This is a genomic window from Bacillus sp. NPDC094064 (assembly GCF_050279585.1).
Taxonomy (GTDB): Bacteria; Bacillota; Bacilli; order Bacillales; family Bacillaceae_G; genus Bacillus_A.
Genome location: NZ_JBNNUI010000006.1, coordinates 319,124 through 341,218 on the forward strand (window position 1 = coordinate 319,124; position 22,095 = coordinate 341,218).

Below are 22,095 nucleotides of genomic sequence, written 5' to 3' on the forward strand. Positions count from 1 at the left end.
TGCATATAAGATTGAAAGAAGGTTTTTCTACATATGAAACATGCTGAATATGAATATTTAAATTTATGCCGTCATGTAATGGAGAACGGTACGAAGAAAGAAGATCGTACAGGGACAGGAACTGTATCTGTATTTGGATATCAAATGCGATTTGATCTTAGTAAAGGATTTCCTTTATTAACGACAAAGAGAGTACCATTCCGCCTTGTAGCAAGTGAACTACTTTGGTTTATGAAAGGTGATACAAATATTCGTTATTTATTGCAACATAATAATAATATTTGGAATGAATGGGCGTTTAAGAGCTGGGTAGAAAGTGATGAGTATACTGGCCCTGATATGACAGATTTCGGTCTTCGTTCACAACAAGATGAAGAGTTTAAATTGCAATATGATGAGCAAATGGAATTGTTTAAAAAGAACGTTTTAGAAGACGATGCATTCTCAAAGACATTTGGATATTTAGGAGACGTATACGGGAAACAATGGCGTGCTTGGAAAACGACAGCTGGTGAAACACTTGATCAACTAAAAGATGTAATTGATATGATTAAGAAAACGCCTGATTCACGTCGCTTAATTGTTTCTGCTTGGAATCCAGAAGATGTACCAAGTATGGCATTGCCACCTTGTCATACGCTATTCCAGTTTTATGTAGCCGATGGAAAGCTTTCTTGTCAGTTATATCAAAGAAGTGGTGACATATTCCTTGGAATTCCATTTAACATCGCAAGTTATTCACTATTAACGCATTTAATTGCACATGAATGTGGTCTTGAAGTAGGAGAATTTGTCCATACAATTGGAGATGCACATATTTATACGAATCATTTTGAACAAGTAGAAAAGCAATTGGCACGTGAACCACGTCCATTCCCGAAACTTACATTAAATCCAGATGTAAAATCTGTGTTTGATTTTGAAATGGAAGATTTAACGATTGAAGGATATGATCCGCATCCAGCAATTAAAGCACCGGTTGCAGTGTAATTGTAGAGGAGATGAAAAGATGATTGTTTCATTTATGGTCGCAATGGACGAAAATAGAGTAATTGGTAAAGATAATAACTTACCTTGGCGTTTACCGAGTGAACTACAATACGTGAAGAAAACGACGATGGGTCACCCGCTTATTATGGGAAGAAAGAACTATGAAGCGATTGGTAGACCGTTGCCTGGAAGACGTAATATTATTGTAACTCGTAATGAAGGGTATTATGTTGAAGGTTGTGAAGTTGCTCATTCTGTAGAAGAAGTATTCGAACTATGTAAAAATGAAGAAGAGATTTTTATTTTTGGTGGAGCGCAAATTTATGATCTCTTTTTACCTTATGTAGACAAGTTATATATAACAAAAATCCACTATGCATTTGAAGGAGATACATTCTTCCCAGAAATGGATATGGCAAATTGGAAAGAGGTTTTTGTAGAGAAAGGCTTAACGGATGAAAAAAATCCGTATACGTATTATTACCATGTATATGAGAAACAACAGTAATCAAAAAGATTGATGTGAAAATTCATATCAATCTTTTTATTTGTATTCATGAATATAAGTTTATAGATGAGATTCGATAGTGCTATAATAAAAGATAGCATGTAAAAAATGCTGAAATTTTCAAAGTACTAGTATAGAAAGAGGAGGAGAATCGATTGAAAAAGATATGGGGGATTCTTTTTCTTTGCTTAACATTCATGTTAGTCGGATGCGGTAAAGAAGAAAAACCACAAGAAGCGTTTGATACATATGCAAAAGCATGGAATAAACAAAAGTTTGCAGATATGTATGATCAATTATCAGAAAATGCAAAAAAAGATATTTCAAAGAAAGAGTTCACTGAGAAATATGAAAAAATTTATTCTGGTATTGAAGTGAAGAACTTAAAAGTAGAAACAGGAGAAGTAAAAGAAGATAAAAAAGATCAAGGTCCTGTTCCTTTTAAAGTAAGTATGGATACAGTTGGTGGCAAAATTACTTTTGGGCAAGAAGCGAAAATGGTGAAAGAAAAAGATGGAGATAAAGAATCTTGGAAAATAGATTGGACTCCTGATTTTATATTCCCAGGCATGACAAAAGATAGTAAAGTGCGTATGCAAACAACAGAGCCGAAACGTGGAGAAATTTACGATCGTAACGGAAAAGGTCTTGCGACGAATGGGAAAGCTTCTGAAATTGGAATAGTTCCAGAAAAATTAGGCGATACTGCTCCACAAACGAAAGAAACAGTAGCGAAGTTGTTAAATATGTCTGTAGAAGAAATTGATCAAAAACTAGCTGCTAAATGGGTAAAACCAAATTATCTCGTACCAATTGGAATATTACCTGAAGGGGCAACGCAAAATACATACATCGATTTACCAGGCGTTTCAACAAAACCTGTAAATGTTCGTACATATCCGTTAGGGGAAGCTGCAGCTCATTTAACTGGTTATATTGGAAAGGTAAATGCTGAAGATTTAAAAACGCTACAAAAGAAAGGCTATCAAGCTGATGAGCCAGTTGGTAAGGCTGGATTAGAGCAAGTGTTGGAAGCAAAGCTGCGTGGTAAAAAAGGTGGCCGTGTCTTCATGGAAGATGCGCAAGGAAAAGAAATAAAAAATTTAGCGAAAACAGATGCTGTTGATGGAGAAAATGTAACTTTAACCATTGATAGTGCTACTCAAGAAAAAATTTATAATGAGATGAAAGGAGAGGCTGGATCTAGTGCTGCAATTAATCCGAAAAGCGGAGAAACGATTGCACTTGTAAGTAGTCCAGCATATGATCCTAATATTATTGCACGAGGAACTTCGAAAGCACAACGCGAAGCTTGGAATAATGATCCGAAAAAACCGATGACGAATCGATTTACACAATTATCAGTTCCAGGTTCGGTGTTTAAACCTATTACAGGTGCAATTGGTCTTGAAACGAAAACAATTGATCCGAAAGAAGAATTGAAAATTGAAGGATTGAAATGGACAAAAGATTCTTCTTGGGGTAATTATTATGTAACACGTGTAAAAGATGCAAATCCGATTGATTTTGATAAGGCGATGAAATACTCGGACAATATTTATTTCGCACAAGAAGCTTTGAAAATCGGAACAGATAAATTTATGAGTGAAGCGAAAAAATTCGGATTCGATGAGAAATTACCAATTGAATATGGATTCCCAGCTTCTAAAATCGCAAATGATGGTATAAAAAATGATATTCAAATGGCAGATACAGGATATGGACAAGGAGAAGTATTAATGACGCCACTCCATCTAGCATTAACGTACGCACCAATTGTTAATGACGGAAACATACCTTCTCCATATATTATTAAAACAGATAAGCAACCAAAAGTTTGGAAAGAGAATGTAATTTCAAAAGGCAATCAAGATATATTAAAAACTGCTTTGACTAAAGTAATTAATGATCCAGATGGAACAGGGAAAATTGCTAAAATTGACGGTAAGACGCTTGCTGGAAAAACAGGTACAGCGGAATTGAAAGTATCAAAAGAGGCCGAGGGAAAAGAACTAGGCTGGTTCGCTGCATTTGATTTGAATGCGCCGGATATGGTCATTACAATGATGATCGAAGATGTAAAAGGTAGAGGCGGAAGTAATATTCCTGCAGAAAAAGTAAAACATGTTTTTCAAAAATAGAAATTGATAGAAACTACCTCCAATGGAATATGGGGGTAGTTTTTTATTTGGTTAAAATCTTAATGTTTATATACAAAAGTAAAATGAAACTCCATAAATTATTAACTTACGAAAAAAAAGTAGCTATTTTTTCATTGACATAGAGTATAACTTTTTGTATTATACTTACATAAGGTAAGTTATTTACTTATAAATTATAATTCTCGAATTAAAAATAAAATGAAAAAAGGGAGAGAATACAATGACAAAAGTACTATTTATTACAGCAAATCCAAATTCAGCAGAAGGTTCTTTCGGAATGGCAGTAGGAGAAGCTTTCATCGAAGCGTATAAAAATGAGCATCCACAAGACGAAGTAGTAACAATTGATTTATTCAACACTACAGTACCAGCAATCGATGCAGATGTATTCGCTGCTTGGGGTAAATTTGCAGCAGGTGAAGGCTTTGAAACTTTAACTGAAGCTCAACAACAAAAAGTTGCAGCAATGAACACAAACTTAGAAACATTTATGCATGCAGATCGTTATGTATTCGTAACTCCAATGTGGAACTTTAGCTACCCACCAGTAGTAAAAGCATACTTAGATAACGTAGCAATCGCAGGTAAAACATTCAAATATACTGAAAACGGTCCAGTTGGCTTATTAGAAGGTAAAAAAGCACTTCACATTCAAGCTACAGGCGGCGTTTATTCTGAAGGAGCATACGCAGCTGTAGATTTCGGTCGCAATCACTTAAAAACAGTATTAGGGTTCATCGGTGTAAATGATACTGAATATATTGCGGTTGAAGGTATGAATGCAAACCCTGAAAAAGCACAAGAAATTAAAGAAGTAGCAATTGCTAATGCGCGTGAATTAGCAAAACGTTTCTAATATAGAATACTTAAAAAATGTCCAAGCACTTGCTGTTTGGACATTTTTTCTTCTTTTTCCTTCGTTTGTCTAGTATAATGAAGGTCGGAATGATAATAGGTGGGGGTTCTGTATGATTCAAACGTTTTTTAAAATCTTTTATTTAATTTTAATCGTAATTGCGATTACACCGAGAATGTGGCGTCTTAAAAAACAAGTAAGTACGATGTCACCGCAAGAAAAAGATAGTGTTGTGTATAAAACAACAAACTGGTTTGGTAAGAAAATGGTACGTGTAGCTGGAGGGGCAGTAGAAGTAAAAGGACTTGAAAATGTCCCGAAAGACAAGCCAGTACTCGTTGTAAGTAATCATCAAAGTAATATGGATATTCCTGTTTTACTAGGTTACTTAAATAAGCCAATTGGATTTGTTTCAAAGGCAGAGATTAAGAAGTTTCCAGTTGTACCAACTTGGATGGAACTTATGAATTGTGTATTTATGGATCGTAATGATCGTCGTCAATCTCTTAAAGCAATTAAAGATGGAATCGAGTTATTAAAGAACGGACATTCTATCGTAATTTTTCCAGAAGGAACGAGAAGTAAGGGCGGCGAAATAGGAGAGTTTAAAGCTGGTAGTTTTCACCTTGCAGTAAAATCTGGTGTAGCAATCTTACCTGTAACGTTGGATGGGACATATAAAATGTTTGAAGCGAATGGAAATCGCATGAAACGAGCGCATGCAACCGTAACGATTTCTAAGCCAATTACGCCTGAAGAGTATGCGAATATGGATATTAAAGAGTTAACGAAGCATACACAGGATGTTATCGCATCACAATTACATAAGTAGTAAAAAAGGTTTCAGCTTACATAAAGCTGAAACCTTTTTTATTACGCTGTAGGTAAGACATAAAAGAGTACGCAGAAAAACATCATTGCACTACCACCTAAAACGAAAAGATGCCAAATGGCATGATTGAAAGGCAACTTTTCCCAAAGAAAGAATATAGCCCCTACAGAATATAAAATTCCGCCCGCTAACAGTAGTGAAAAACCATGTCCAGTTAGATTTTCATAAAGTGGTTTAATAGCAACGATTATGAGCCATCCCATTATGACATAACATAATGTTGATGCCTTAATAAAGCGACGTACAAAGAAAATTTTGAAGATGATACCTCCGATTGCTAGTGTCCATATAATAGCAAGTAACGTCCAGCCTAATGGTCCACGAAGCGTAATAAGTAAAAAAGGAGTATACGTGCCAGCGATTAATAAATAAATGGCTGAGTGATCTAAAATAGTAAACAATTTTTCTACCCTTGGATGGTGAATGCTATGTAACAATGTTGAAAACAAGTACAGTAAAAACATGCTTACACCATAAACCGTAAATGCAAATACAGCAGATGCGGTACCATGCTTTGAAGCATGAATAATCAATATAATTAAGGCAGGGATGCTTAAAATGGCACCGATACCATGTGTAATTGCATTTGCAATTTCTTCTTTCACAAATTGCGTCATTCGTGTCATTTTTTTAGTCATAATGCAAATCCTTTCTACTATTATAAAATAATATGTCGTTTCCCTTACCATATCATACACAAGGACAATAGAAAATGAAATTTGTATAATTGATTATATTTTTGAATTTTTTTGACAAAAGGCAATGGATTTGTTGACGTTTTCAAACTTTTTTGACAAAATAAAATTATGTAATAGTAGGACAAGGAATCTACTAATAAAGGGGATGGGGAAATGTTTTCAAATATTGGCTTTCCAGGGTTAATTTTAATTTTAGTAGCTGTACTCATTTTATTTGGACCTAAAAAATTGCCGGAAATCGGGAAGGCTTTAGGGGAAACGTTAAAAGAGTTTAAAAAATCAACGAGAGAATTGACAGATGATGCATTTCAAGAGAAGGAAAAGAAAGAAAAAATGTAATGAATTTTCCTTGTAATGGATAAATAAAGTGTGGTGAACGAGATGGAAGATCAAGAAATGAGCGTAGTAGAACATATTGTTGAGCTTCGTAAACGAGTAATATATACAGTCTTATCATTTGTATTATTTTTAATTATTGGATTTGCTTTTACGAAGGATATATATTTTTGGCTCGTAAAAGATTTGCCGATGAAGTTAACAGTTCTGGGACCGAGTGATGTATTGTGGATTTTTTTCTCGATTGCTACAGTATTTGCTATCGTTTGTACAATTCCTTTTGCTGCTATACAAATTTGGTTATTTGTAAAACCAGGTTTACATCCAAATGAACAAAAGATGACAGTGATGTATATACCGGTATTGTCTATATTGTTTATTTTAGGTTTATGTTTTGGATATTTCGTTGTAATGCCGTTTTTATTTCATTTTTTAACTACGATAGGTAATGAAATGTTTAATACGATGTTTACTACAGAAAAATATTTTCATTTTGTACTTAATTTAACAGTACCATTTGCTGTAATTTTTGAATTGCCTGTAGTGGTAATGTTTTTAACAAGTATCGGACTTTTAACAGCAGAATTTCTTGTGAAAATAAGAAGATATGCTTATGTAGCTTTGATAATAATCGCATCGTGTATATCGCCACCAGATTTTTTATCACATAGTTTAGTAGCGGTACCGCTTATTTGTATTTATGAAATTAGCATCGCGTTATCAAAGATTGTTAGTAAGCGAAAACAGAAAAGAGAAGAAATGCATTCGAAAAGTGCCTCGTTATAAAGGCACTTTTTTATTTAGTTGTTATACTATAGCTATAAACGTATACAATATAAAGAAGAAAAAAATTATAGAATCTCCAAAATTTAGACAAACTTTGCGCTTTTATACGTTTATACTGAATGTATTAAGCAATTTACGGATAATGAGATTCCCGTCTCAAAGTGTATTTAGGATAGGGGATGGATTAGGTGGAGATGAGTAGTGTATAAATCTTCTAACCATAAGGACTATAGGGATTGTCTAAGGATACTGTTGTATTCATGAGAGTCTCCACTTTAAACAACGTGTTACAGCGTAAAGTAGAGGAAGTTCAAAAATCCAGTGAAAAAGAGGATTGATATTGTGATTACGAAAAGTTTTTATTTCACTCATTCAACAGGGGATTGTATTAAAATATTCGAAATCCCCGTCCTACAGGCGCAGCATCCATTATCGTTTCTAATTCAGTCCCGTCTTCAATTATTTATCGCAAAAATTCAAAAACAAAAGCACCCAAGATTTTCATATTCTTTCCGTGAATATTTACAAAATTGTTTGAAGTGGAATGATTATTTAAATGTATATAAAACAAATACGCTTGAAAAAAATGCATGATACAGAGGAGGGACAGGGTTAAAAACTCTGTCTTTTTCATTTTAGATATAAAAATATAATTAATTTGATGAAATTTCGTTCCAAATTGTTGAAAGCAATGGGAATACTAGTATAATAACAAGGAGAGCGTATTGGAAAGGGAAGAATATAATATGCAAAAAATTAAAATTGTAACAGATTCAACAGCAGATTTATCACAAGAGGTAATTGAGAAGTATGACATTCATGTTCTACCATTATCAATCTCTGTAAATGGACAAACATATTTAGATCGCGTTGATCTACAACCAGATGAATTTATTGAAGAGATGGCAAAATCAGAAGAATTACCAAAAACATCACAACCAGCTATGGGTACATTTGTAGAAATGTACGAAAAGCTAGGGGAAGATGGGAGCGAAGTATTATCCATCCATATGACAGGTGGAATGAGTGGTACTGTTGCAACAGCAAATAGTGCTGCATCAATGACCGATACAAAAGTAACAGTTGTTGATTCTCAGTTCATTAGCCATGCATTAGCATATCAAGTTATTGAAGCAGCGAAAATGGCAAAAGAAGAGCGCTCACTAGAAGATATTTTAAACCGAATTGATGAAGTGAGAAAAAACACTCGCTTATATGTAGTCGTAGATACATTGGAGAACTTAGTAAAGGGCGGACGTATTGGTAAAGGAAAAGCATTTATTGGTTCTTTACTGAATATCAAACCAATTGCAAACCTCGATGGTGGAGCATACAATCCAGTGACAAAAGTTCGTAGTCAAGGGCAGATTGTAAAGACGTTAACAAAATTATTTGAGCAAGATACAGCTGGAAAAGTTGTGAAAGCTGTTGGGATTCCTCATGCAAAAGCAATTCCGTTAGCTGAAAGTATGAAAGCAGCGATTGAAAAAGCGAGTGGATTTGCACAATCTGAAATATTCTATACAACTCCAGTTATTAGTACTCATACAGGTCCAGGCGCAATTGGATTTATGTATTTAGCAGAGTAATAAAAAAGCTACTTGAATATTTCAAGTAGCTTTTTTATGTGAAGAGCACGTAAGAAATAAGAAGAGCTATACAGGCACTACCGCTAATGATATAGCGAATCTGCAAATATTCATTCATAGAAAACACCCTTTATGATTTTCTATAGTATATGATGGGTGCAAGAAATAAGTAGTTCCGTTATACATGTAACGTTTCAATTTTTTCATTTACGTGTGTATCATTTGTTACATTACTGTAAGTGAAAGTTTGGCCTAAAAAGAGAACATGCAGTTGTTCCCATGGTAACATACGTAAATTCCAGTTGTTTCGAAGTCTAGTTATTGCCTCACGAGGTGTTTCATCTGCGAGTGCGAAAGCTCCGTAGTGCATGGGAATAAAATGCGTAGCCTTTAAATCTAAATAAGCTTGCACTGCCTCTTCGGGTGAAACATGAGATACTTTCATAAACCATTCTGGCTCATAAGCGCCAATTGGCATAAGAGCAATATCAATTGAAAATCGCTTACCAATCTCTTTAAAGCCTTGGAAATAGCCACTGTCACCGCAATAATAAATGGTTTCTGTCGTGTTCGTATTATCAATAATCCATCCACCCCAGTGGGAAGTGTTCATATCAAATAAGGATCTTCTCGTCCAGTGTTGTGCAGGGACGAAGTGGAAAGCTACTTCATGAATGGTTATGCTTTCCCACCAGTTGTATTCTTCAACCTGTGTGAACTTTTTACGAGTAAATAATTTTTTTAGTCCGATAGGTACAAGGTATAGAACATCATCATTTAGCTGACGAAGTGTTGAAAAATCTAAATGATCATAATGACCGTGTGAAATAAGGACGATATCAATTTTAGGTAATTCTTTTATAGAAAGTCCAGGTTCTGTAAGTCTTGGAACTAGCTTTAATTTATTGGCCCATACTGGGTCTGTTAATATATTAAGTCCATTCGTTTGGATAAGAAAAGTGGAATGCCCAATCCATGTGACAGTCGTTTTTGTAATATTACTTTGCAAAAATGCATTTTGTTTAACGGGTGATTGTTCTACTAAGAAAGAAAAATCTTTTTTGTTCTGCTTTCGTTCTTTACGCCATCGTAAAAAAGAACGAATTGGTTTTTTTGTGCTAACATTATCCATATTTTCATAGCGCTTTGCCATGAACATCACCTCATTTAAAATCGTTGTATTTGTATTGTACCGAAATGTTGTTAAGGAATACAGCGAAAAACATGGATTAATGTTAAAGGAATTGTTAAAAAATAGGGGGATGTATTTACAAAATTAACAATAAAATTAGTTTTGCAAATACTATTTCGAGAGATAATAGTGAAAAAATATATTTTGTCTAGTAATTCGCTTGAAATAAAGAAGTAACATACGTAAATTCGTACGATTTCGTGAACAAATGAAGTAAACAATTTTCTCGTAGTGTTTTCTTTTGTTATGATAAACATAGCCTATTTAAATTTAGGATAGAGAAAAGAGGTTTATAAATGAAGCGTTATCAAAAAATAATTGGTCTTATGGTTGTATTTTGTCTCTTTGTACTTGCTGGATGTAGTGGATCGGGTTCAAAGCTTCGTAAACCATTAAATTGGGATTTAGAAACTTTCCAGTTCACAAATCAAGATGGAAAGCCATTTGGTACAAAAGATTTAAAAGGAAAAGTTTGGGTTGCAGATTTCATGTTCACAAACTGTCAAACAGTTTGTCCACCAATGACGGCTAATATGGCGAAATTACAAAAAATGGCGAAGGAAGAGAAATTAGACGTTCAGTTTGTATCATTTAGCGTAGACCCTGACCTTGATAAGCCAGAAAACTTGAAAGCTTTCATTCAAAAGTTTACAGAAGATACAAGTAACTGGAACTTGTTAACAGGTTATTCGTTAGAAGATATTACAAAGTTTTCAAAAGATAATTTCCAATCACTTGTAGATAAACCAGAGAATGGTCAAGTTATACATGGAACATCATTTTATTTAATTGATCAAAACGGTAAAGTGATGAAGAAGTATAATGGTATTAGTAACACGCCGTACGAAGACATTATACGTGATATGAAGCGATTAGCGGATTAAAAAGAAGGGTGCAAAGCACCCTTCTTTTTTTACATTAGTCTATGGATAAAATGTCATGCTGCTGTGGAAGTTTTGGTGCTCGAATTTCTAACACGCCGTTTTGATACGAAGCTTTCGCTGCTTTTTTATTAATTGAGTACGGTAATTTAATCAATCTTGATGCTTCTGAAATGGAACGTTCTCGGCGATAATAGTTATGAGATGTTTCTTCTTCGGCCTCTTCAAGTATCTCTTCTTTTACAGAGACTTTTAAGTATTCATTTTGTATTTCAATTTGAATTTGTTCTTTTTGTATACCTGGTAGTTCAGCTGTAACAACAAGTTCCTCACCAACTTCATATAAATCTACAGGGAATGTTAATAAACGGTTTCCTTTTTGGAAAAAATGATTTAAATCAGCGATTACGCTGCGAAGTGGTGTTTGCTCGAAGAAATCATCAATTTGCTTTAAATAATTGCGAACCGGTGGGCGAGAAGATTCTTTTTTTTCTTCACTCATGGTATTCCCTCCTAGAAATCAATTTGCAATATCATATGACAAAAGCGGAGAAAGGTGATTGCCTAGTTTTCATGTTTTCATAAAAAATTGTTAAAAATGTGAAATGGAGTGATTTTTTTATAGTTTTTGGTCGCCATATTCAGTTGATTATGCTAGTATAAATAGGGTTGATATAGTAGTATAGAGACAGAATGAAAACTGAAAGAGGGTAAGAAGTATGTGTGGTTTTGTAGGATGTTTATGTGAAAACCCTAGAGAGTTTTCAGAAACAGAAAAACATCAATTTGAAAATATGAACACGATGATTTTCCACCGCGGTCCAGATGACGAAGGATATTTTCGTGATGAACATGTACAATTTGGCTTCCGCCGTTTAAGTATCATTGACTTAGAGGCAGGACATCAGCCGCTAACTTATGAAAATGATCGATATGTAATTATTTTTAATGGTGAAATTTACAACTATGTAGAATTACGTGAAATGTTACTTGAAAAAGGGGCAACTTTTGCAACGCAATCTGATACAGAAGTTATCATTGCATTGTATGCACATATGAAAGAAAAATGTGTAGATTACCTTCGTGGTATGTTCGCGTTTATGATTTGGGATCGTGAAGAAAAGAAACTATTCGGTGCGCGTGACCACTTCGGTATTAAGCCATTATATATCGCGCAACAAGGTGATACTACATTCTTCGCATCTGAGAAGAAAAGTATTATGCATGTAATGGAAGACAAAGGAGTTAATCCAAAGTCATTACAACATTACTTTACGTACCAATATGGTCCAGAACCAGAAACATTAACAGTTGATGTTAATAAAATCGAGCCTGGCCATTACTTCGTGAAAGAAATTGGAAAAGAGATGGAAATCCATCGTTACTGGAAACCTTATTTCAACGCTTCAAGCGCAACGAAAGAGGAGCATATCCAAGCAATTCGTGATGTGCTATATGATTCAGTAAAAGTGCATATGCGCAGTGATGTACCAGTAGGTTCATTCCTTTCTGGTGGTATCGATTCATCTATTATTGCTTCTATTGCAAGAGAAATGAATCCGAATCTATTAACATTCTCTGTTGGTTTTGAGCAACGTGGTTTCAGCGAAGTTGATGTTGCAAAAGAAACTGCTGAAAAATTAGGCGTTAAAAACCATAACGTATTTATTTCGGCAAAAGAATTTATGGATGAGTTCCCAAAAATCATTTGGCATATGGACGATCCTTTAGCAGATCCAGCAGCTGTACCATTGTACTTCGTAGCGAAAGAAGCACGTAAATATGTAACAGTTGTTCTTTCAGGTGAAGGTGCAGACGAGCTATTTGGTGGCTATAACATTTACCGTGAGCCAAACTCACTAAAAATGTTCTCTTACATTCCTAGCCCAGGTAAGAGCGTTTTAAAAGCATTAAGTGGTGCTCTTAAAGAAGGCTTTAAAGGTAAGAGCTTCCTAGAGCGTGGATGTACGCCAATTGAAGAGCGTTACTATGGAAATGCGAAAATCTTCCGTGAAGAAGAGAAAGCTGAATTAATGAAGTATTACGATGAAAGTGTTAACTATATGGATATCACGAAACCATTGTATAACGAAATTAAAGATTATGATGATGTAAGCAAAATGCAATACATTGACATGTTCACATGGTTACGCGGTGACATTTTATTAAAAGCTGATAAAATGACAATGGCAAACTCATTAGAACTTCGTGTACCATTCTTAGATAAAGAAGTATTCGACGTTGCATCTAAAATTCCGACAGAATTTAAAATTGCTAACGGAACTACGAAAGCTATTTTACGTGAAGCAGCACGCGGAATCGTTCCAGATCACGTGTTAGATCGTAAAAAGCTTGGCTTCCCAGTACCAATTCGTCACTGGTTAAAAGACGAAATGCATGACTGGGCTATAAATATTATTAACGAAAGTAAAACAGAGCATTTAATCGACAAACAGTATGTATTAAACTTACTGGAAGCACATTGTGCAGATAAAGGCGATTATAGCCGTAAAATTTGGACTGTACTTGCATTTATGGTATGGCACCAAATTTATGTTGAGCATAAATACGATACGAATAAGTTCCACGAAGAAACAAAACGTGCGTATAGCTTAGTTTAATAAGAAAAACCTTAAGATCGTAGATGATCTTAAGGTTTTTTTCATAAATAGAACGTATTATTGATACAATAATAGTAAAAGGATGGACAACATATGATTACGTTTGAGAAAGTAACTGTAGAAAATGAAAGCGTTGTTAAAGAAATGTTCAGCTCGCATAGTTTAGATGAGAAAAAAGTACAGTATTGTGTAAAAGTTGATGATACATATATTGGTGTAATAGATTATAGTGTGCAGGAGGAAAGTGCGGTTTTATCTCAGCTCATTATTCATTTTGATTATCAAGGTTACGGTTATGGTACAAATACGTATTTCACATTTGAAGAAATGATGAAACAAAGGGGCATAAAAGAGATAAAAGTATTACAAGAGCAATTGACAGAACAAGCTACATCTTTCATAGAGAGCTTTGGTTTTATTGAGGTAGATGAAATGTATGTGAAGAAAATATAACGATGATTAGTTATGCGATAAAATAAATATAAGGCAGGTGGATGTATGACGATGACTTCTGGTCTTGTATTAATTGGAGGATGTTTTATAGTAGCAGAACTAAGCCATAAATACATTCGGAACAGAATGAATAAGAAAAGAAAACCATATGAAATACAATACGTCCCTGTATTTTTCCTTTTGTTTTGTATGCTTGTTACATTACAAAATATAACAAACTTCCCACCACTTTTGAACATTTTTTTAAAGTTCGGTTTATTGTATAGTGGTGCTGGAATAGCCCTTTTATTTATTTTATTTTGCATACGTTATATTCACTATCAATCATATATATTTATTTTAAATTGGTTAAAGCAAAATGATAGAAACCGCCTTACATAAGGTGGCATGAATGCTAGAGCGTCAAACTGTCTAGCGATAGACGAAAAGACCTAGTGTTCTAACTCAAGCCCCCACTGAAACGCCTCATCTCAGTGGGGGTAGTTGACCAGAAAAACTCATTCTCAGGAGTTGTTTTAAATGATATTGGATTTAAGCGCCCGCTACTTCAAGATAAAGATGAATTCGCGATAAAAGGAATTACAAAAGAGCAAATCCCAAATATGGATGGGGATTACATATTCTACTTCACATCTGATAAAGATGCAGATAAGAATGATGAAGGAAATACATTAGCGAAAGAATGGACAGAAGATCCACTCTTTAAGCAACTGCAAGCTTCTAAAAATAATAAAGTATTCCAAGTAGATGAAGTGATTTGGAATACAGCAGGCGGTATTGTAGCTGCAAACCTTATGTTAGATGATATTGAAAAATATTTTCTTAATTAAATAGATGAATGATGAAGTGCATCACTTACGAAGTGATGTACTTTTTTATCGGTGGGAAAATACAGAAAATTCCTTTAACTGAGTTGTCATAAGTTGTACAATTAAATCAATTATGAATAAAAGGGGTGGAAAGAATGAAGGTTACTCATAAAGATTGGATCTTGTTTAATGGAAGAATTATAAATACGAAGGAAGAACAGCCGATGGTTGCGTTAGAAGAGCGAGGCTTCCAATTTGGTGAGGGTATTTATGAGGTATTTAGACTATACGGTGGTAAGCCTCATTTATTAGATTTACATTTGGATCGTTTCTTTAATTCAATGGAAGAAATAAAACTAATTCCACCGTTTACGAAGGAAGAGTTAGTAGAAGAATTGCTTCAAATGATTGAAAAAAATCAATTTCAAGAAGATGGGAATGTGTATTTGCAAATATCAAGAGGAGCACAACCACGTAATCATGTATATGAAAAAGATTTACAACCGACATATTTTGCAAATATTGTTTCGTTCCCAAGGCCCATTTCGTCAATGGAAGCAGGAATCAAGGTAACAGTAGAAGAGGATATAAGATGGAAGTTCTGTCATATAAAATCTTTAAACTTGTTACCTAATATCATGATTAAAAATAAAATAAATGAACAAGGATATCAAGAAGCGATATTAGTACGAGATGGTATTGTTACGGAAGGGTGTCATTCGAACTTTTTTATCGTGAAAAATAATAAATTGATTACACATCCAGCTGATAATTTCATTCTACACGGCATTACTCGTCACTATGTTATTACATTAGCGAAAGCGTTACATATAGAGATAGAAGAGCGGGAATTTTCATTACAGGAAGTATACGAGGCTGACGAATGTTTCTTTACAGCGACGCCACTTGAAATATTCCCGGTTGTTCAAATTGGCGAGGAACAGTTTGGAAGTGGCGAAAGAGGGCCAATTACGAAAAAACTACAAGCTGCATATGAAGAAAGTATTAGTTTGTTTAAAGTGACAAATTAATAATGAAGAAAAAGCTGGTATTCCCCCAGCTTTTTTTCATGATATAATTCAACCATAGGACAAGTTTTGAAAACGCTGTAAAAAGGGGATTTAATGTATGAATTATGATGGTTTTAAAGAAATAATTCACGGTAGAAGAAGTGTTAGAAAATTCACGGAACAGGAAGTATCTATTAGCGATATAAAAGAGATAATTGATTGTGCTCGTTACGCACCGAGCGATACGAACTCACAAACGTGGGAGTTCTTGGTTATTATGAATCGAGAGAAAATTAAAGAAATTGAACAAATGACATGGGATGCATTACATAAACTTGCGGCAAAAGCAGCAGAAAATGGAGAAGAGAAAGCAGGGAAATTACTTACACGTTCTTTCGGACCATATGCGACAGCTTTCTCTGAAGCGCCAGTATTAATCGTATGTTTGGCAACACCATATGAATCAAAGTTTCGTGAAAAGATATTTGATCCAATTGCTTTCGTTCCTGATTCAGTTTGGGAAGAAGAAGGGATTAAGAGTAGCTGTTTAGCGGCACAAAACTTAATGTTAGCAGCACATGCGAAGGGGCTTGGCACTTGTCCAATGACAGGGCCGGTATTGTTAGCGCAAGATGAACTGCGAAAATATTTACAAATTGAATCTGAAAAACAAATAAATATGGTTATTTCCCTTGGTTTTCCGAAAGATAAGCCGAAGAAACTTCCAAGAAAAGAAGTAGATGAAATTACAACATTTGTTTATTAAATAATTGATAAAAGGACATTGGAAATAACAATGTCTTTTTTATTTTTGTGGATATTTTGTTGCAAAATTGGGCTAAAATGATGAATAAGAAAGAATTTCTATTTATTGCTTACAAAAAATTAATGTTCTATTAAGGAAAGTATGGTACAGTAATCGTGAGTAAACTTAAGTTTGTTCATGAAAGTTTTGAAAACTAGTTTTCAAATTGATAAATTATTTTTGTATAATAAATTATAATGAAATTACCGGGGGGATGAATTTTGAAGAAATTCATAATCGCTGGATTGTCTGTATTGTTATTAGTAGGCTGTGGTGCTCCAAAGGAAAAAGGGGACGCACAGTCAAATCAGGAAGAACAAGTTGTAAATGCAAGTGATGAGAATGTGGTCGTATTTCCTGAAGGAGTAATGCCAGTTGGAGAAGGAAAAGCAAAAGTTATTACACCAAATGGCACTTCTGAAAATGGTAATATACCGACTGTATTCATCAAAAAAGATACTTTAATTCAGCAAGTTGAATTAGAACTGTCTAATTTTCAAAACGATATAGAAACATTCGTTTTTGTAGACCAAGTGTATGCAGATAAACATCAAGTAACTAGTACAACACAGACAACAGTACAATTAAAAGAAAAGACTCTTGAGACAGGTAGTCATACGATTACTGCAGTTCAGTATGAAAACAATGACCCGAAAGGAAAGGTCGTTAGTTTTAATCAAGCGACGTTTGAAACGAAGCCTGCGTCTTAATATGAATAAAAGTACATTACTTAAAAAGTAGTGTGCTTTTTTGTTTGGGTTGAATGATGTAATAGTGAATAATTTGTTCTGCTTTCTAGTAGTAATAAGTAGTAAGAAATCACTTATTACTACTATGACAGAGAAAGAGGTTGAAGATGTGAATCGGTTTGTTCGTATCGTCTTGATTAGTATGATGATGTCAGTAATATGGTTTACTATACAAGAGATTATTCAAATGACGTTCAATTATCGAATCCATGACATGATAATAGGAACAGTATGTTTTGTCTTTGTTTATCTGTTTTACGATACACTCGGATTGAGGTAAGTTTTACAAGAAGGATGTAGGTATTTCGTTTGAAATGTCGAATAGTACATACGATGTCGTAATAACAAATTTTCTATTGTTTATTGTGAAACAGGAAAAGGAGAGATAGAAATAATGAAGCGAGCTCTTATAAATATTGATTATACATATGATTTTGTAGCGGAAAAAGGTGCCCTAACTTGTGGGAAACCAGGCCAAGAAATTGAGAAGGAACTTGTACATATAACGAAGCAATATATTGAAAATGGAGATTATGTTGTCTTTGCAATCGATAAGCATGAAGAAAATGATGTACATCATCCAGAAGCGAAGTTATTCCCGCCCCATAATATAGCAGGTACGAATGGAAGAGACTTATATGGTGAATTACAAAATGTATACGAAACATATAAAAATGCAGAGAATGTATATTATATGGACAAAACTAGATACAGCGCATTTGCTGGAACAGATTTAGAGATGAAGCTTAGAGAAAGAGGGATAGAAGAAGTTCATCTTGTAGGTGTTTGTACTGATATTTGCGTTCTTCACACAGCAGTAGACGCTTATAATAAAGGATTTAAAATTGTTGTTTTTGAAAAGGCAGTTGCATCTTTTAATGCACAAGGACATGAATTTGCACTTGGACATTTTAAAGCATGCTTACATGCAGAAGTGAAGTGAAAAAAGGGGCCTTCAAAAAGGCCTCTTTTTTACGTTTAAATTGAGACGATATTTTGCTCAATTAGTTTTTTTACGAACGGACTAATGTTTTCTGGTAGCCTATTTAAATCGAAAAATTGTACATGTAATGATTCAACTCCATCAGCTTTTAACATACCGCCTGTAATGTCTTTGCAAAGGTAAGCTATTGTAATAGGGTAAAACTCATCTCCATTTGGTAATTGTACAAAAAATTCTTTACCTGAAAATACACTTACTAACTGAAGTGTACCAATTTCAATACCTGTTTCTTCAAGTATTTCTCGTCTTCCTGCTTCTTCTGTTGATTCACCAAGCTCCACAAAACCTCCAGGAACACCCCAAATACCATTTCGTCTTTGTTGTAGTAGTATTTGTCCTTGTTTATTGAAAACAGCTACAGCAACGCCTGCTAGATTGAGTGGTCTTGATCCAACAACTTCTCTTAGTTCTTCAATATATCCCATTGGTTGTGCCCTCCACGAATAATAAGATTTTAAATTACCAAATGAAATATTCGATGTCATGTGAATTTATTCCTTTTAGCGATTAAAAAGGGTATATTTATAGTGAAAAGGAAAGGGCATCTAGATTGGTTAATGAACTATTTAATTAAAGGAGAATATTTTTGAAGATGGAATGAGGATGAAAAGTAAAATACATAAGTTAAGAAAGTGATATTTCGAATCAGAATGACAGGTGTTTCTAGAAAAAATTTGAGATGATTAAAAAGGATTAATAATAAATCAGCGCTGCATGAAATTTTCATTAGGTAAGGAAGTGGATGGATGAGTGTATTAACGTATACTGAAGAGTTTTTTAATTATGTAAGGGAGTTTTTACTTTTAAGATTTTTACTATTTGCTTTAGTTCTAATCATTATTTCTTTTATTATAAACCGCAGTATTGATTGGTTTTTTAAAAAATCAAGTTTTTTTGATGAAGAGGTAGAGCAGACGATACAAAGTGTAATTCGATCTATTTTTAGATATATCATTATCATCAGTCTTATCATATATTTAATTAGCCAATTTGTAGATATAAAAAGTATTATTGCAGGTGCAGGGATAGCTGGAGTTGTCATCGGTTTTGCTGCACAACAGATGCTGAAAGATGTTATATTGGGATTCGCAAGATTAGCGGATAAAGAGTTTCGTGTTGGCGATTTTGTTACTTTTAACGGAACAAATTCAGGAACGATTGAGGAAATTAGTATTCGTTTTATGCAAATTCGTGAATGGTCAGGAAAACTTCTCACGATACCACACGGAGAAATCAGAACGATACAAAATTTTAATAAAGGATGGATGCGAGTTATTGAGCGGATCACGGTAAGTTATCAGGAAGATCCTACAAGAATTAAGGAATTGTTAGAAGAAGTTTGTGTTAATTGCAATGAAAAATTAGATCAAAGTCTTTATAGAGTAGAGGATGAGGCTGTTGAACCATTTAAATATGTTGGTGTTACAGACTTAAATCCTAACCTTAAATATGTTGGGTACGAATTTTGTATTATAGGTTTGATAAAGCCAGAAGATTATTTTGAGGCTTCTAGACAAGTGAGATTTGAATTAATGTCTATGTTCCATAAAAATCAAGTGCAAATGCCAGCTGCGAACATGTTCGTTACTACTGAAGGTTTACAACCTATTCATGGGGGGCAATCTTTATCAGATAGTTAAAGAAAACAAGCTGAGTTCTCTCTTTTTTTTTAAAGATATTTTCAGTTCTTGATGTAGTTTAGCAGCAAGGGTTACGCTATCAAGACTGGAAGGAAAAACAATAATAAATTAGTCCATATAGAAAAAAGAGCTGAAGGAGAATTCAGTTCTTTTTTATTTGTAGAATTTAGAAATTTCTTAATGTTATAATGATAATTGGTGATGAGAATGAAATTTGATGAAAAAGAGATACATCGTTTAGAAGCATTAAAAGAAATTGCGGAATTATTAAATGAAGCAACAAATTTACAGGATATGTTAGAAAAAGTATTACATACATTGTTACAAGTTATGAATTTACAAACAGGATGGATATTCTTTATTGATGAAAGTGGAGAACACCGAATGCTTGTAGATCAAAACTTACCACCAGCTCTTACATGGCAAGAAAAGAAGCCAATGTGTGAAGGGGATTGTTGGTGTGTAGAGCGTTTTGTGAATGGAAGATTGGAAAAAGCGACTAATATTATTGAATGTAAGCGAATAGAAGATGCAATTGAATGTAATTGGGGCGAAACAGAAGATGTTACACATCATGCAACAATCCCGTTAAGATCTGGATCGGAGAAATTCGGTCTATTAAATGTGGCTGCGCCTCATAAAACACATTTTTCAGAGGAAGAGTTAGCATTACTAGAATCGATTGCATTTCAAATAGGAACGACAATACAACGTATTCAATTAGTCGAGAAAGAACGTAAGTACGTTGTTGTAGCGGAAAGAAATCGATTGGCTCGTGATTTGCATGATTCCGTTAAACAACTGCTCTTTTCCATTATGTTAACAGCGAAAGGTACTCTAAATATGACAGAAGATAGAGACTTACAAGAGATGTTAAGTTATATTGGAGATTTATCACAAGAAGCATTACAAGAGATGACGCTTTTAATTTGGCAATTAAGGCCGGAAGGATTAGAAAAAGGATTAGCAGAAGCGGTTCAAAATTACGGAAAGCTGTTAGGGATTCATGTGGAAGTTCGAATTGATGGAATGGTCTCAATTGGAGATGAAATAGAAGAAGTATTATGGCGTATTAGTCAAGAAGCGATACATAATTGTAAAAAACATGCTTCGTGTGAAAAGGTGTATGTTCATTTAAAGATAGAAAATAACCAGTTACATTTTTACATAGAAGATAACGGAATAGGATTTATTCAAGAGCAAGTAAGAGAGTCCGCACTTGGTTTGAAAAGTATGAAGGAACGAATTGAATTAATGAGGGGATCGTTTCAAATAACAACAGAGCCGAAAAAGGGTACAAAAATAGAAATTCAATTACCGGTTTGAAGGGGGAGAAGATAGGTGAAGATTAAATTGCTATTAGCGGAGGATCATCATATCGTTCGAAGAGGACTTGTATTCTTTTTGAAAACAAGAGATGAATTTGAAATTATTGGGGAAGCTGAAAATGGTGAAGAGGCACTTTGTTTTGTGCAAAAAGAAAAACCGGATGTCGTATTAATGGACGTATCTATGCCGAAGCTGGACGGAATTGAGGCGACAAAACGTATGAAAGAATACGATGAGACGATAAAGATACTTATGCTAAGTAGTTTTTCAGAGCAAGATTATGTTTTACCTGCACTCGAAGCTGGAGCAGATGGTTATCAATTAAAAGAAGTACAACCTGAGCAACTTGTCGCTTCTATCATTGCAGTACATGAAGGAAATGCGAATTTCCATCCGAAAGTAACACCTGCATTATTAGGACAATCAGCAGTAAAAAAAGAAAAAGAGAATCCTTTTGCTATGTTAACGAAAAGGGAGCAAGAGGTACTTCGTGAAATTGCGAAAGGAAGAAGTAATAAGGAAATTGCAGCAGCGCTTCATATTACAGAACAAACTGTGAAAACACATGTTTCAAATGTTTTAGCTAAATTGGAAGTAGATGATCGGACACAAGCTGCATTATATGCAGTGAAACATGGTGGAAACTAATAATAAGTATGAATAATTGTGTCACATGTTATGACAGAACATATAGGAGCAATTAATTTCGATGAAGCGAATATAAAAAAGCTCTTCTTATGAGGAGCTTTTTTATATTCGTTAATAATCTGTTGATATAATCACTAG

Annotated in this window: 25 protein-coding genes and 1 pseudogene; 22 read left to right on the forward strand and 4 right to left on the reverse strand. The window is 34.2% G+C overall.

Going from position 1 to position 22,095, the window contains the following annotated elements; all coding sequences use genetic code 11:
• Positions 1 to 33: 33 nt before the first annotated feature.
• The 5 genes from ACQKNI_RS16295 (at position 34) to ACQKNI_RS16315 (ending at position 5,348) form a co-directional block, all read left to right on the forward strand.
• Positions 34 to 990, forward strand: a complete 957-nt coding sequence (locus ACQKNI_RS16295) for a thymidylate synthase (protein ID WP_088230385.1) — start codon at positions 34 to 36, stop codon at positions 988 to 990.
• A 19-nt stretch (positions 991 to 1,009) separates the two neighbouring features.
• Positions 1,010 to 1,498: a dihydrofolate reductase gene (locus ACQKNI_RS16300; RefSeq protein ID WP_088230384.1), complete on the forward strand. Its 489-nt coding sequence runs from the start codon at positions 1,010 to 1,012 to the stop codon at positions 1,496 to 1,498.
• A 155-nt stretch (positions 1,499 to 1,653) separates the two neighbouring features.
• A complete protein-coding gene (gene pbpC / locus ACQKNI_RS16305; protein WP_098252921.1) occupies positions 1,654 to 3,639 on the forward strand; it encodes a penicillin-binding protein 3 in 1,986 nt (661 codons plus the stop codon).
• A 241-nt stretch (positions 3,640 to 3,880) separates the two neighbouring features.
• Positions 3,881 to 4,516: an FMN-dependent NADH-azoreductase gene (locus ACQKNI_RS16310; RefSeq protein ID WP_088230382.1), complete on the forward strand. Its 636-nt coding sequence runs from the start codon at positions 3,881 to 3,883 to the stop codon at positions 4,514 to 4,516.
• Positions 4,517 to 4,628: 112 nt separating this feature from the next.
• Positions 4,629 to 5,348 (forward strand): lysophospholipid acyltransferase family protein, encoded by a 720-nt coding sequence (locus tag ACQKNI_RS16315; protein ID WP_088230381.1) that lies wholly within the window; start codon positions 4,629 to 4,631, stop codon positions 5,346 to 5,348.
• A gap of 41 nt (positions 5,349 to 5,389) precedes the next feature.
• Here ACQKNI_RS16315 and trhA read toward each other — a convergent pair whose 3' ends face one another.
• On the reverse strand, positions 5,390 to 6,046 hold the full coding sequence (gene trhA / locus ACQKNI_RS16320; RefSeq protein ID WP_098252920.1) for a PAQR family membrane homeostasis protein TrhA: 657 nt from the start codon (positions 6,044 to 6,046) through the stop codon (positions 5,390 to 5,392).
• 213 nt (positions 6,047 to 6,259) lie between these two features.
• Here trhA and ACQKNI_RS16325 point away from each other — a divergent pair, with 213 nt between their 5' ends.
• The 4 genes from ACQKNI_RS16325 to ACQKNI_RS16340 all read left to right on the forward strand — a co-directional run bounded on the left by ACQKNI_RS16325 (position 6,260) and on the right by ACQKNI_RS16340 (position 8,817).
• Positions 6,260 to 6,445 carry a twin-arginine translocase TatA/TatE family subunit gene (locus ACQKNI_RS16325; RefSeq protein WP_088230379.1) on the forward strand — a complete coding sequence of 62 codons (186 nt, stop codon included), beginning with the start codon at positions 6,260 to 6,262 and terminating at the stop codon, positions 6,443 to 6,445.
• Positions 6,446 to 6,487: 42 nt separating this feature from the next.
• Entirely contained in the window at positions 6,488 to 7,228 is a 741-nt protein-coding gene (gene tatC, locus ACQKNI_RS16330) for a twin-arginine translocase subunit TatC (RefSeq protein ID WP_088230378.1), read from the forward strand.
• 342 nt (positions 7,229 to 7,570) lie between these two features.
• Positions 7,571 to 7,822, forward strand: coding sequence for a DUF2535 family protein (locus ACQKNI_RS16335; protein ID WP_000629012.1), 252 nt, complete (start codon positions 7,571 to 7,573; stop codon positions 7,820 to 7,822).
• Positions 7,823 to 7,974: 152 nt separating this feature from the next.
• Positions 7,975 to 8,817 (forward strand): DegV family protein, encoded by an 843-nt coding sequence (locus tag ACQKNI_RS16340; protein ID WP_088230623.1) that lies wholly within the window; start codon positions 7,975 to 7,977, stop codon positions 8,815 to 8,817.
• Positions 8,818 to 8,995: 178 nt separating this feature from the next.
• Here ACQKNI_RS16340 and ACQKNI_RS16345 read toward each other — a convergent pair whose 3' ends face one another.
• Positions 8,996 to 9,970, reverse strand: a complete 975-nt coding sequence (locus ACQKNI_RS16345) for an MBL fold metallo-hydrolase (RefSeq protein WP_088230377.1) — start codon at positions 9,968 to 9,970, stop codon at positions 8,996 to 8,998.
• 335 nt (positions 9,971 to 10,305) lie between these two features.
• Between ACQKNI_RS16345 and ACQKNI_RS16350 the strand changes: the two genes are divergently transcribed.
• Positions 10,306 to 10,893 carry an SCO family protein gene (locus ACQKNI_RS16350; protein ID WP_078418580.1) on the forward strand — a complete coding sequence of 196 codons (588 nt, stop codon included), beginning with the start codon at positions 10,306 to 10,308 and terminating at the stop codon, positions 10,891 to 10,893.
• Between the two features lie 34 nt (positions 10,894 to 10,927).
• Here ACQKNI_RS16350 and ACQKNI_RS16355 read toward each other — a convergent pair whose 3' ends face one another.
• Positions 10,928 to 11,392: an Hsp20/alpha crystallin family protein gene (locus ACQKNI_RS16355; protein ID WP_088230376.1), complete on the reverse strand. Its 465-nt coding sequence runs from the start codon at positions 11,390 to 11,392 to the stop codon at positions 10,928 to 10,930.
• 217 nt (positions 11,393 to 11,609) lie between these two features.
• On the opposite strand from ACQKNI_RS16355, the gene asnB reads away from it, so the two are divergent.
• From asnB to ACQKNI_RS16400, 9 genes and pseudogenes are all read left to right on the forward strand, one after another.
• Complete coding sequence (gene asnB, locus ACQKNI_RS16360; protein WP_088230375.1) at positions 11,610 to 13,511, forward strand: asparagine synthase (glutamine-hydrolyzing); 1,902 nt, start codon at positions 11,610 to 11,612, stop codon at positions 13,509 to 13,511.
• 93 nt (positions 13,512 to 13,604) lie between these two features.
• Positions 13,605 to 13,964, forward strand: a complete 360-nt coding sequence (locus tag ACQKNI_RS16365; RefSeq protein ID WP_088230374.1) for a GNAT family N-acetyltransferase — start codon at positions 13,605 to 13,607, stop codon at positions 13,962 to 13,964.
• 51 nt (positions 13,965 to 14,015) lie between these two features.
• A complete protein-coding gene (locus ACQKNI_RS16370) occupies positions 14,016 to 14,345 on the forward strand; it encodes a hypothetical protein (protein ID WP_088230373.1) in 330 nt (109 codons plus the stop codon).
• 107 nt (positions 14,346 to 14,452) lie between these two features.
• Positions 14,453 to 14,794, forward strand: a pseudogene (locus ACQKNI_RS16375) (ABC transporter substrate-binding protein); the annotation flags it as partial.
• A gap of 134 nt (positions 14,795 to 14,928) precedes the next feature.
• On the forward strand, positions 14,929 to 15,804 hold the full coding sequence (gene dat / locus ACQKNI_RS16380) for a D-amino-acid transaminase (protein ID WP_088230372.1): 876 nt from the start codon (positions 14,929 to 14,931) through the stop codon (positions 15,802 to 15,804).
• Between the two features lie 97 nt (positions 15,805 to 15,901).
• Positions 15,902 to 16,549: a nitroreductase family protein gene (locus ACQKNI_RS16385; RefSeq protein ID WP_088230371.1), complete on the forward strand. Its 648-nt coding sequence runs from the start codon at positions 15,902 to 15,904 to the stop codon at positions 16,547 to 16,549.
• 260 nt (positions 16,550 to 16,809) lie between these two features.
• Complete coding sequence (locus tag ACQKNI_RS16390; RefSeq protein WP_088230370.1) at positions 16,810 to 17,298, forward strand: hypothetical protein; 489 nt, start codon at positions 16,810 to 16,812, stop codon at positions 17,296 to 17,298.
• A gap of 64 nt (positions 17,299 to 17,362) precedes the next feature.
• The gene (locus ACQKNI_RS16395; protein ID WP_240522858.1) at positions 17,363 to 17,617 is read left to right on the forward strand and encodes a hypothetical protein; all 255 of its coding nucleotides are present in this window, start codon (positions 17,363 to 17,365) and stop codon (positions 17,615 to 17,617) included.
• Positions 17,618 to 17,731: 114 nt separating this feature from the next.
• Positions 17,732 to 18,280 (forward strand): cysteine hydrolase family protein, encoded by a 549-nt coding sequence (locus ACQKNI_RS16400; RefSeq protein ID WP_088230369.1) that lies wholly within the window; start codon positions 17,732 to 17,734, stop codon positions 18,278 to 18,280.
• Positions 18,281 to 18,315: 35 nt separating this feature from the next.
• Here the strand turns inward: ACQKNI_RS16400 and ACQKNI_RS16405 are convergent, their stop codons facing one another.
• Positions 18,316 to 18,765 carry an NUDIX hydrolase gene (locus ACQKNI_RS16405; protein WP_088230368.1) on the reverse strand — a complete coding sequence of 150 codons (450 nt, stop codon included), beginning with the start codon at positions 18,763 to 18,765 and terminating at the stop codon, positions 18,316 to 18,318.
• Between the two features lie 321 nt (positions 18,766 to 19,086).
• Here ACQKNI_RS16405 and ACQKNI_RS16410 point away from each other — a divergent pair, with 321 nt between their 5' ends.
• From ACQKNI_RS16410 to ACQKNI_RS16420, 3 genes are all read left to right on the forward strand, one after another.
• Complete coding sequence (locus tag ACQKNI_RS16410) at positions 19,087 to 19,980, forward strand: mechanosensitive ion channel family protein (RefSeq protein WP_088230367.1); 894 nt, start codon at positions 19,087 to 19,089, stop codon at positions 19,978 to 19,980.
• A 207-nt stretch (positions 19,981 to 20,187) separates the two neighbouring features.
• The gene (locus ACQKNI_RS16415; protein WP_088230366.1) at positions 20,188 to 21,306 is read left to right on the forward strand and encodes a GAF domain-containing sensor histidine kinase; all 1,119 of its coding nucleotides are present in this window, start codon (positions 20,188 to 20,190) and stop codon (positions 21,304 to 21,306) included.
• A gap of 15 nt (positions 21,307 to 21,321) precedes the next feature.
• Positions 21,322 to 21,957 carry a response regulator gene (locus ACQKNI_RS16420; RefSeq protein ID WP_088230365.1) on the forward strand — a complete coding sequence of 212 codons (636 nt, stop codon included), beginning with the start codon at positions 21,322 to 21,324 and terminating at the stop codon, positions 21,955 to 21,957.
• Positions 21,958 to 22,095 lie beyond the last annotated feature (138 nt).

Excerpts from the sequence above, each read along its gene's own strand:
- ACQKNI_RS16295 (WP_088230385.1), top strand. The coding sequence starts at position 34 with ATGAAACATGCTGAATATGAATATTTAAATTTATGCCGTCATGTAATG.
- ACQKNI_RS16300 (WP_088230384.1), top strand. The coding sequence starts at position 1,010 with ATGATTGTTTCATTTATGGTCGCAATGGACGAAAATAGAGTAATTGGT.
- ACQKNI_RS16310 (WP_088230382.1), top strand. The coding sequence starts at position 3,881 with ATGACAAAAGTACTATTTATTACAGCAAATCCAAATTCAGCAGAAGGT.
- ACQKNI_RS16315 (WP_088230381.1), top strand. The coding sequence starts at position 4,629 with ATGATTCAAACGTTTTTTAAAATCTTTTATTTAATTTTAATCGTAATT.
- trhA (WP_098252920.1), bottom strand. The coding sequence starts at position 6,046 with ATGACTAAAAAAATGACACGAATGACGCAATTTGTGAAAGAAGAAATT.
- ACQKNI_RS16325 (WP_088230379.1), top strand. The coding sequence starts at position 6,260 with ATGTTTTCAAATATTGGCTTTCCAGGGTTAATTTTAATTTTAGTAGCT.
- tatC (WP_088230378.1), top strand. The coding sequence starts at position 6,488 with ATGGAAGATCAAGAAATGAGCGTAGTAGAACATATTGTTGAGCTTCGT.
- ACQKNI_RS16340 (WP_088230623.1), top strand. The coding sequence starts at position 7,975 with ATGCAAAAAATTAAAATTGTAACAGATTCAACAGCAGATTTATCACAA.
- ACQKNI_RS16345 (WP_088230377.1), bottom strand. The coding sequence starts at position 9,970 with ATGGCAAAGCGCTATGAAAATATGGATAATGTTAGCACAAAAAAACCA.
- ACQKNI_RS16350 (WP_078418580.1), top strand. The coding sequence starts at position 10,306 with ATGAAGCGTTATCAAAAAATAATTGGTCTTATGGTTGTATTTTGTCTC.
- ACQKNI_RS16355 (WP_088230376.1), bottom strand. The coding sequence starts at position 11,392 with ATGAGTGAAGAAAAAAAAGAATCTTCTCGCCCACCGGTTCGCAATTAT.
- asnB (WP_088230375.1), top strand. The coding sequence starts at position 11,610 with ATGTGTGGTTTTGTAGGATGTTTATGTGAAAACCCTAGAGAGTTTTCA.
- ACQKNI_RS16365 (WP_088230374.1), top strand. The coding sequence starts at position 13,605 with ATGATTACGTTTGAGAAAGTAACTGTAGAAAATGAAAGCGTTGTTAAA.
- ACQKNI_RS16370 (WP_088230373.1), top strand. The coding sequence starts at position 14,016 with ATGACTTCTGGTCTTGTATTAATTGGAGGATGTTTTATAGTAGCAGAA.
- dat (WP_088230372.1), top strand. The coding sequence starts at position 14,929 with ATGAAGGTTACTCATAAAGATTGGATCTTGTTTAATGGAAGAATTATA.
- ACQKNI_RS16385 (WP_088230371.1), top strand. The coding sequence starts at position 15,902 with ATGAATTATGATGGTTTTAAAGAAATAATTCACGGTAGAAGAAGTGTT.
- ACQKNI_RS16400 (WP_088230369.1), top strand. The coding sequence starts at position 17,732 with ATGAAGCGAGCTCTTATAAATATTGATTATACATATGATTTTGTAGCG.
- ACQKNI_RS16405 (WP_088230368.1), bottom strand. The coding sequence starts at position 18,765 with ATGGGATATATTGAAGAACTAAGAGAAGTTGTTGGATCAAGACCACTC.
- ACQKNI_RS16410 (WP_088230367.1), top strand. The coding sequence starts at position 19,087 with ATGAGTGTATTAACGTATACTGAAGAGTTTTTTAATTATGTAAGGGAG.
- ACQKNI_RS16415 (WP_088230366.1), top strand. The coding sequence starts at position 20,188 with ATGAAATTTGATGAAAAAGAGATACATCGTTTAGAAGCATTAAAAGAA.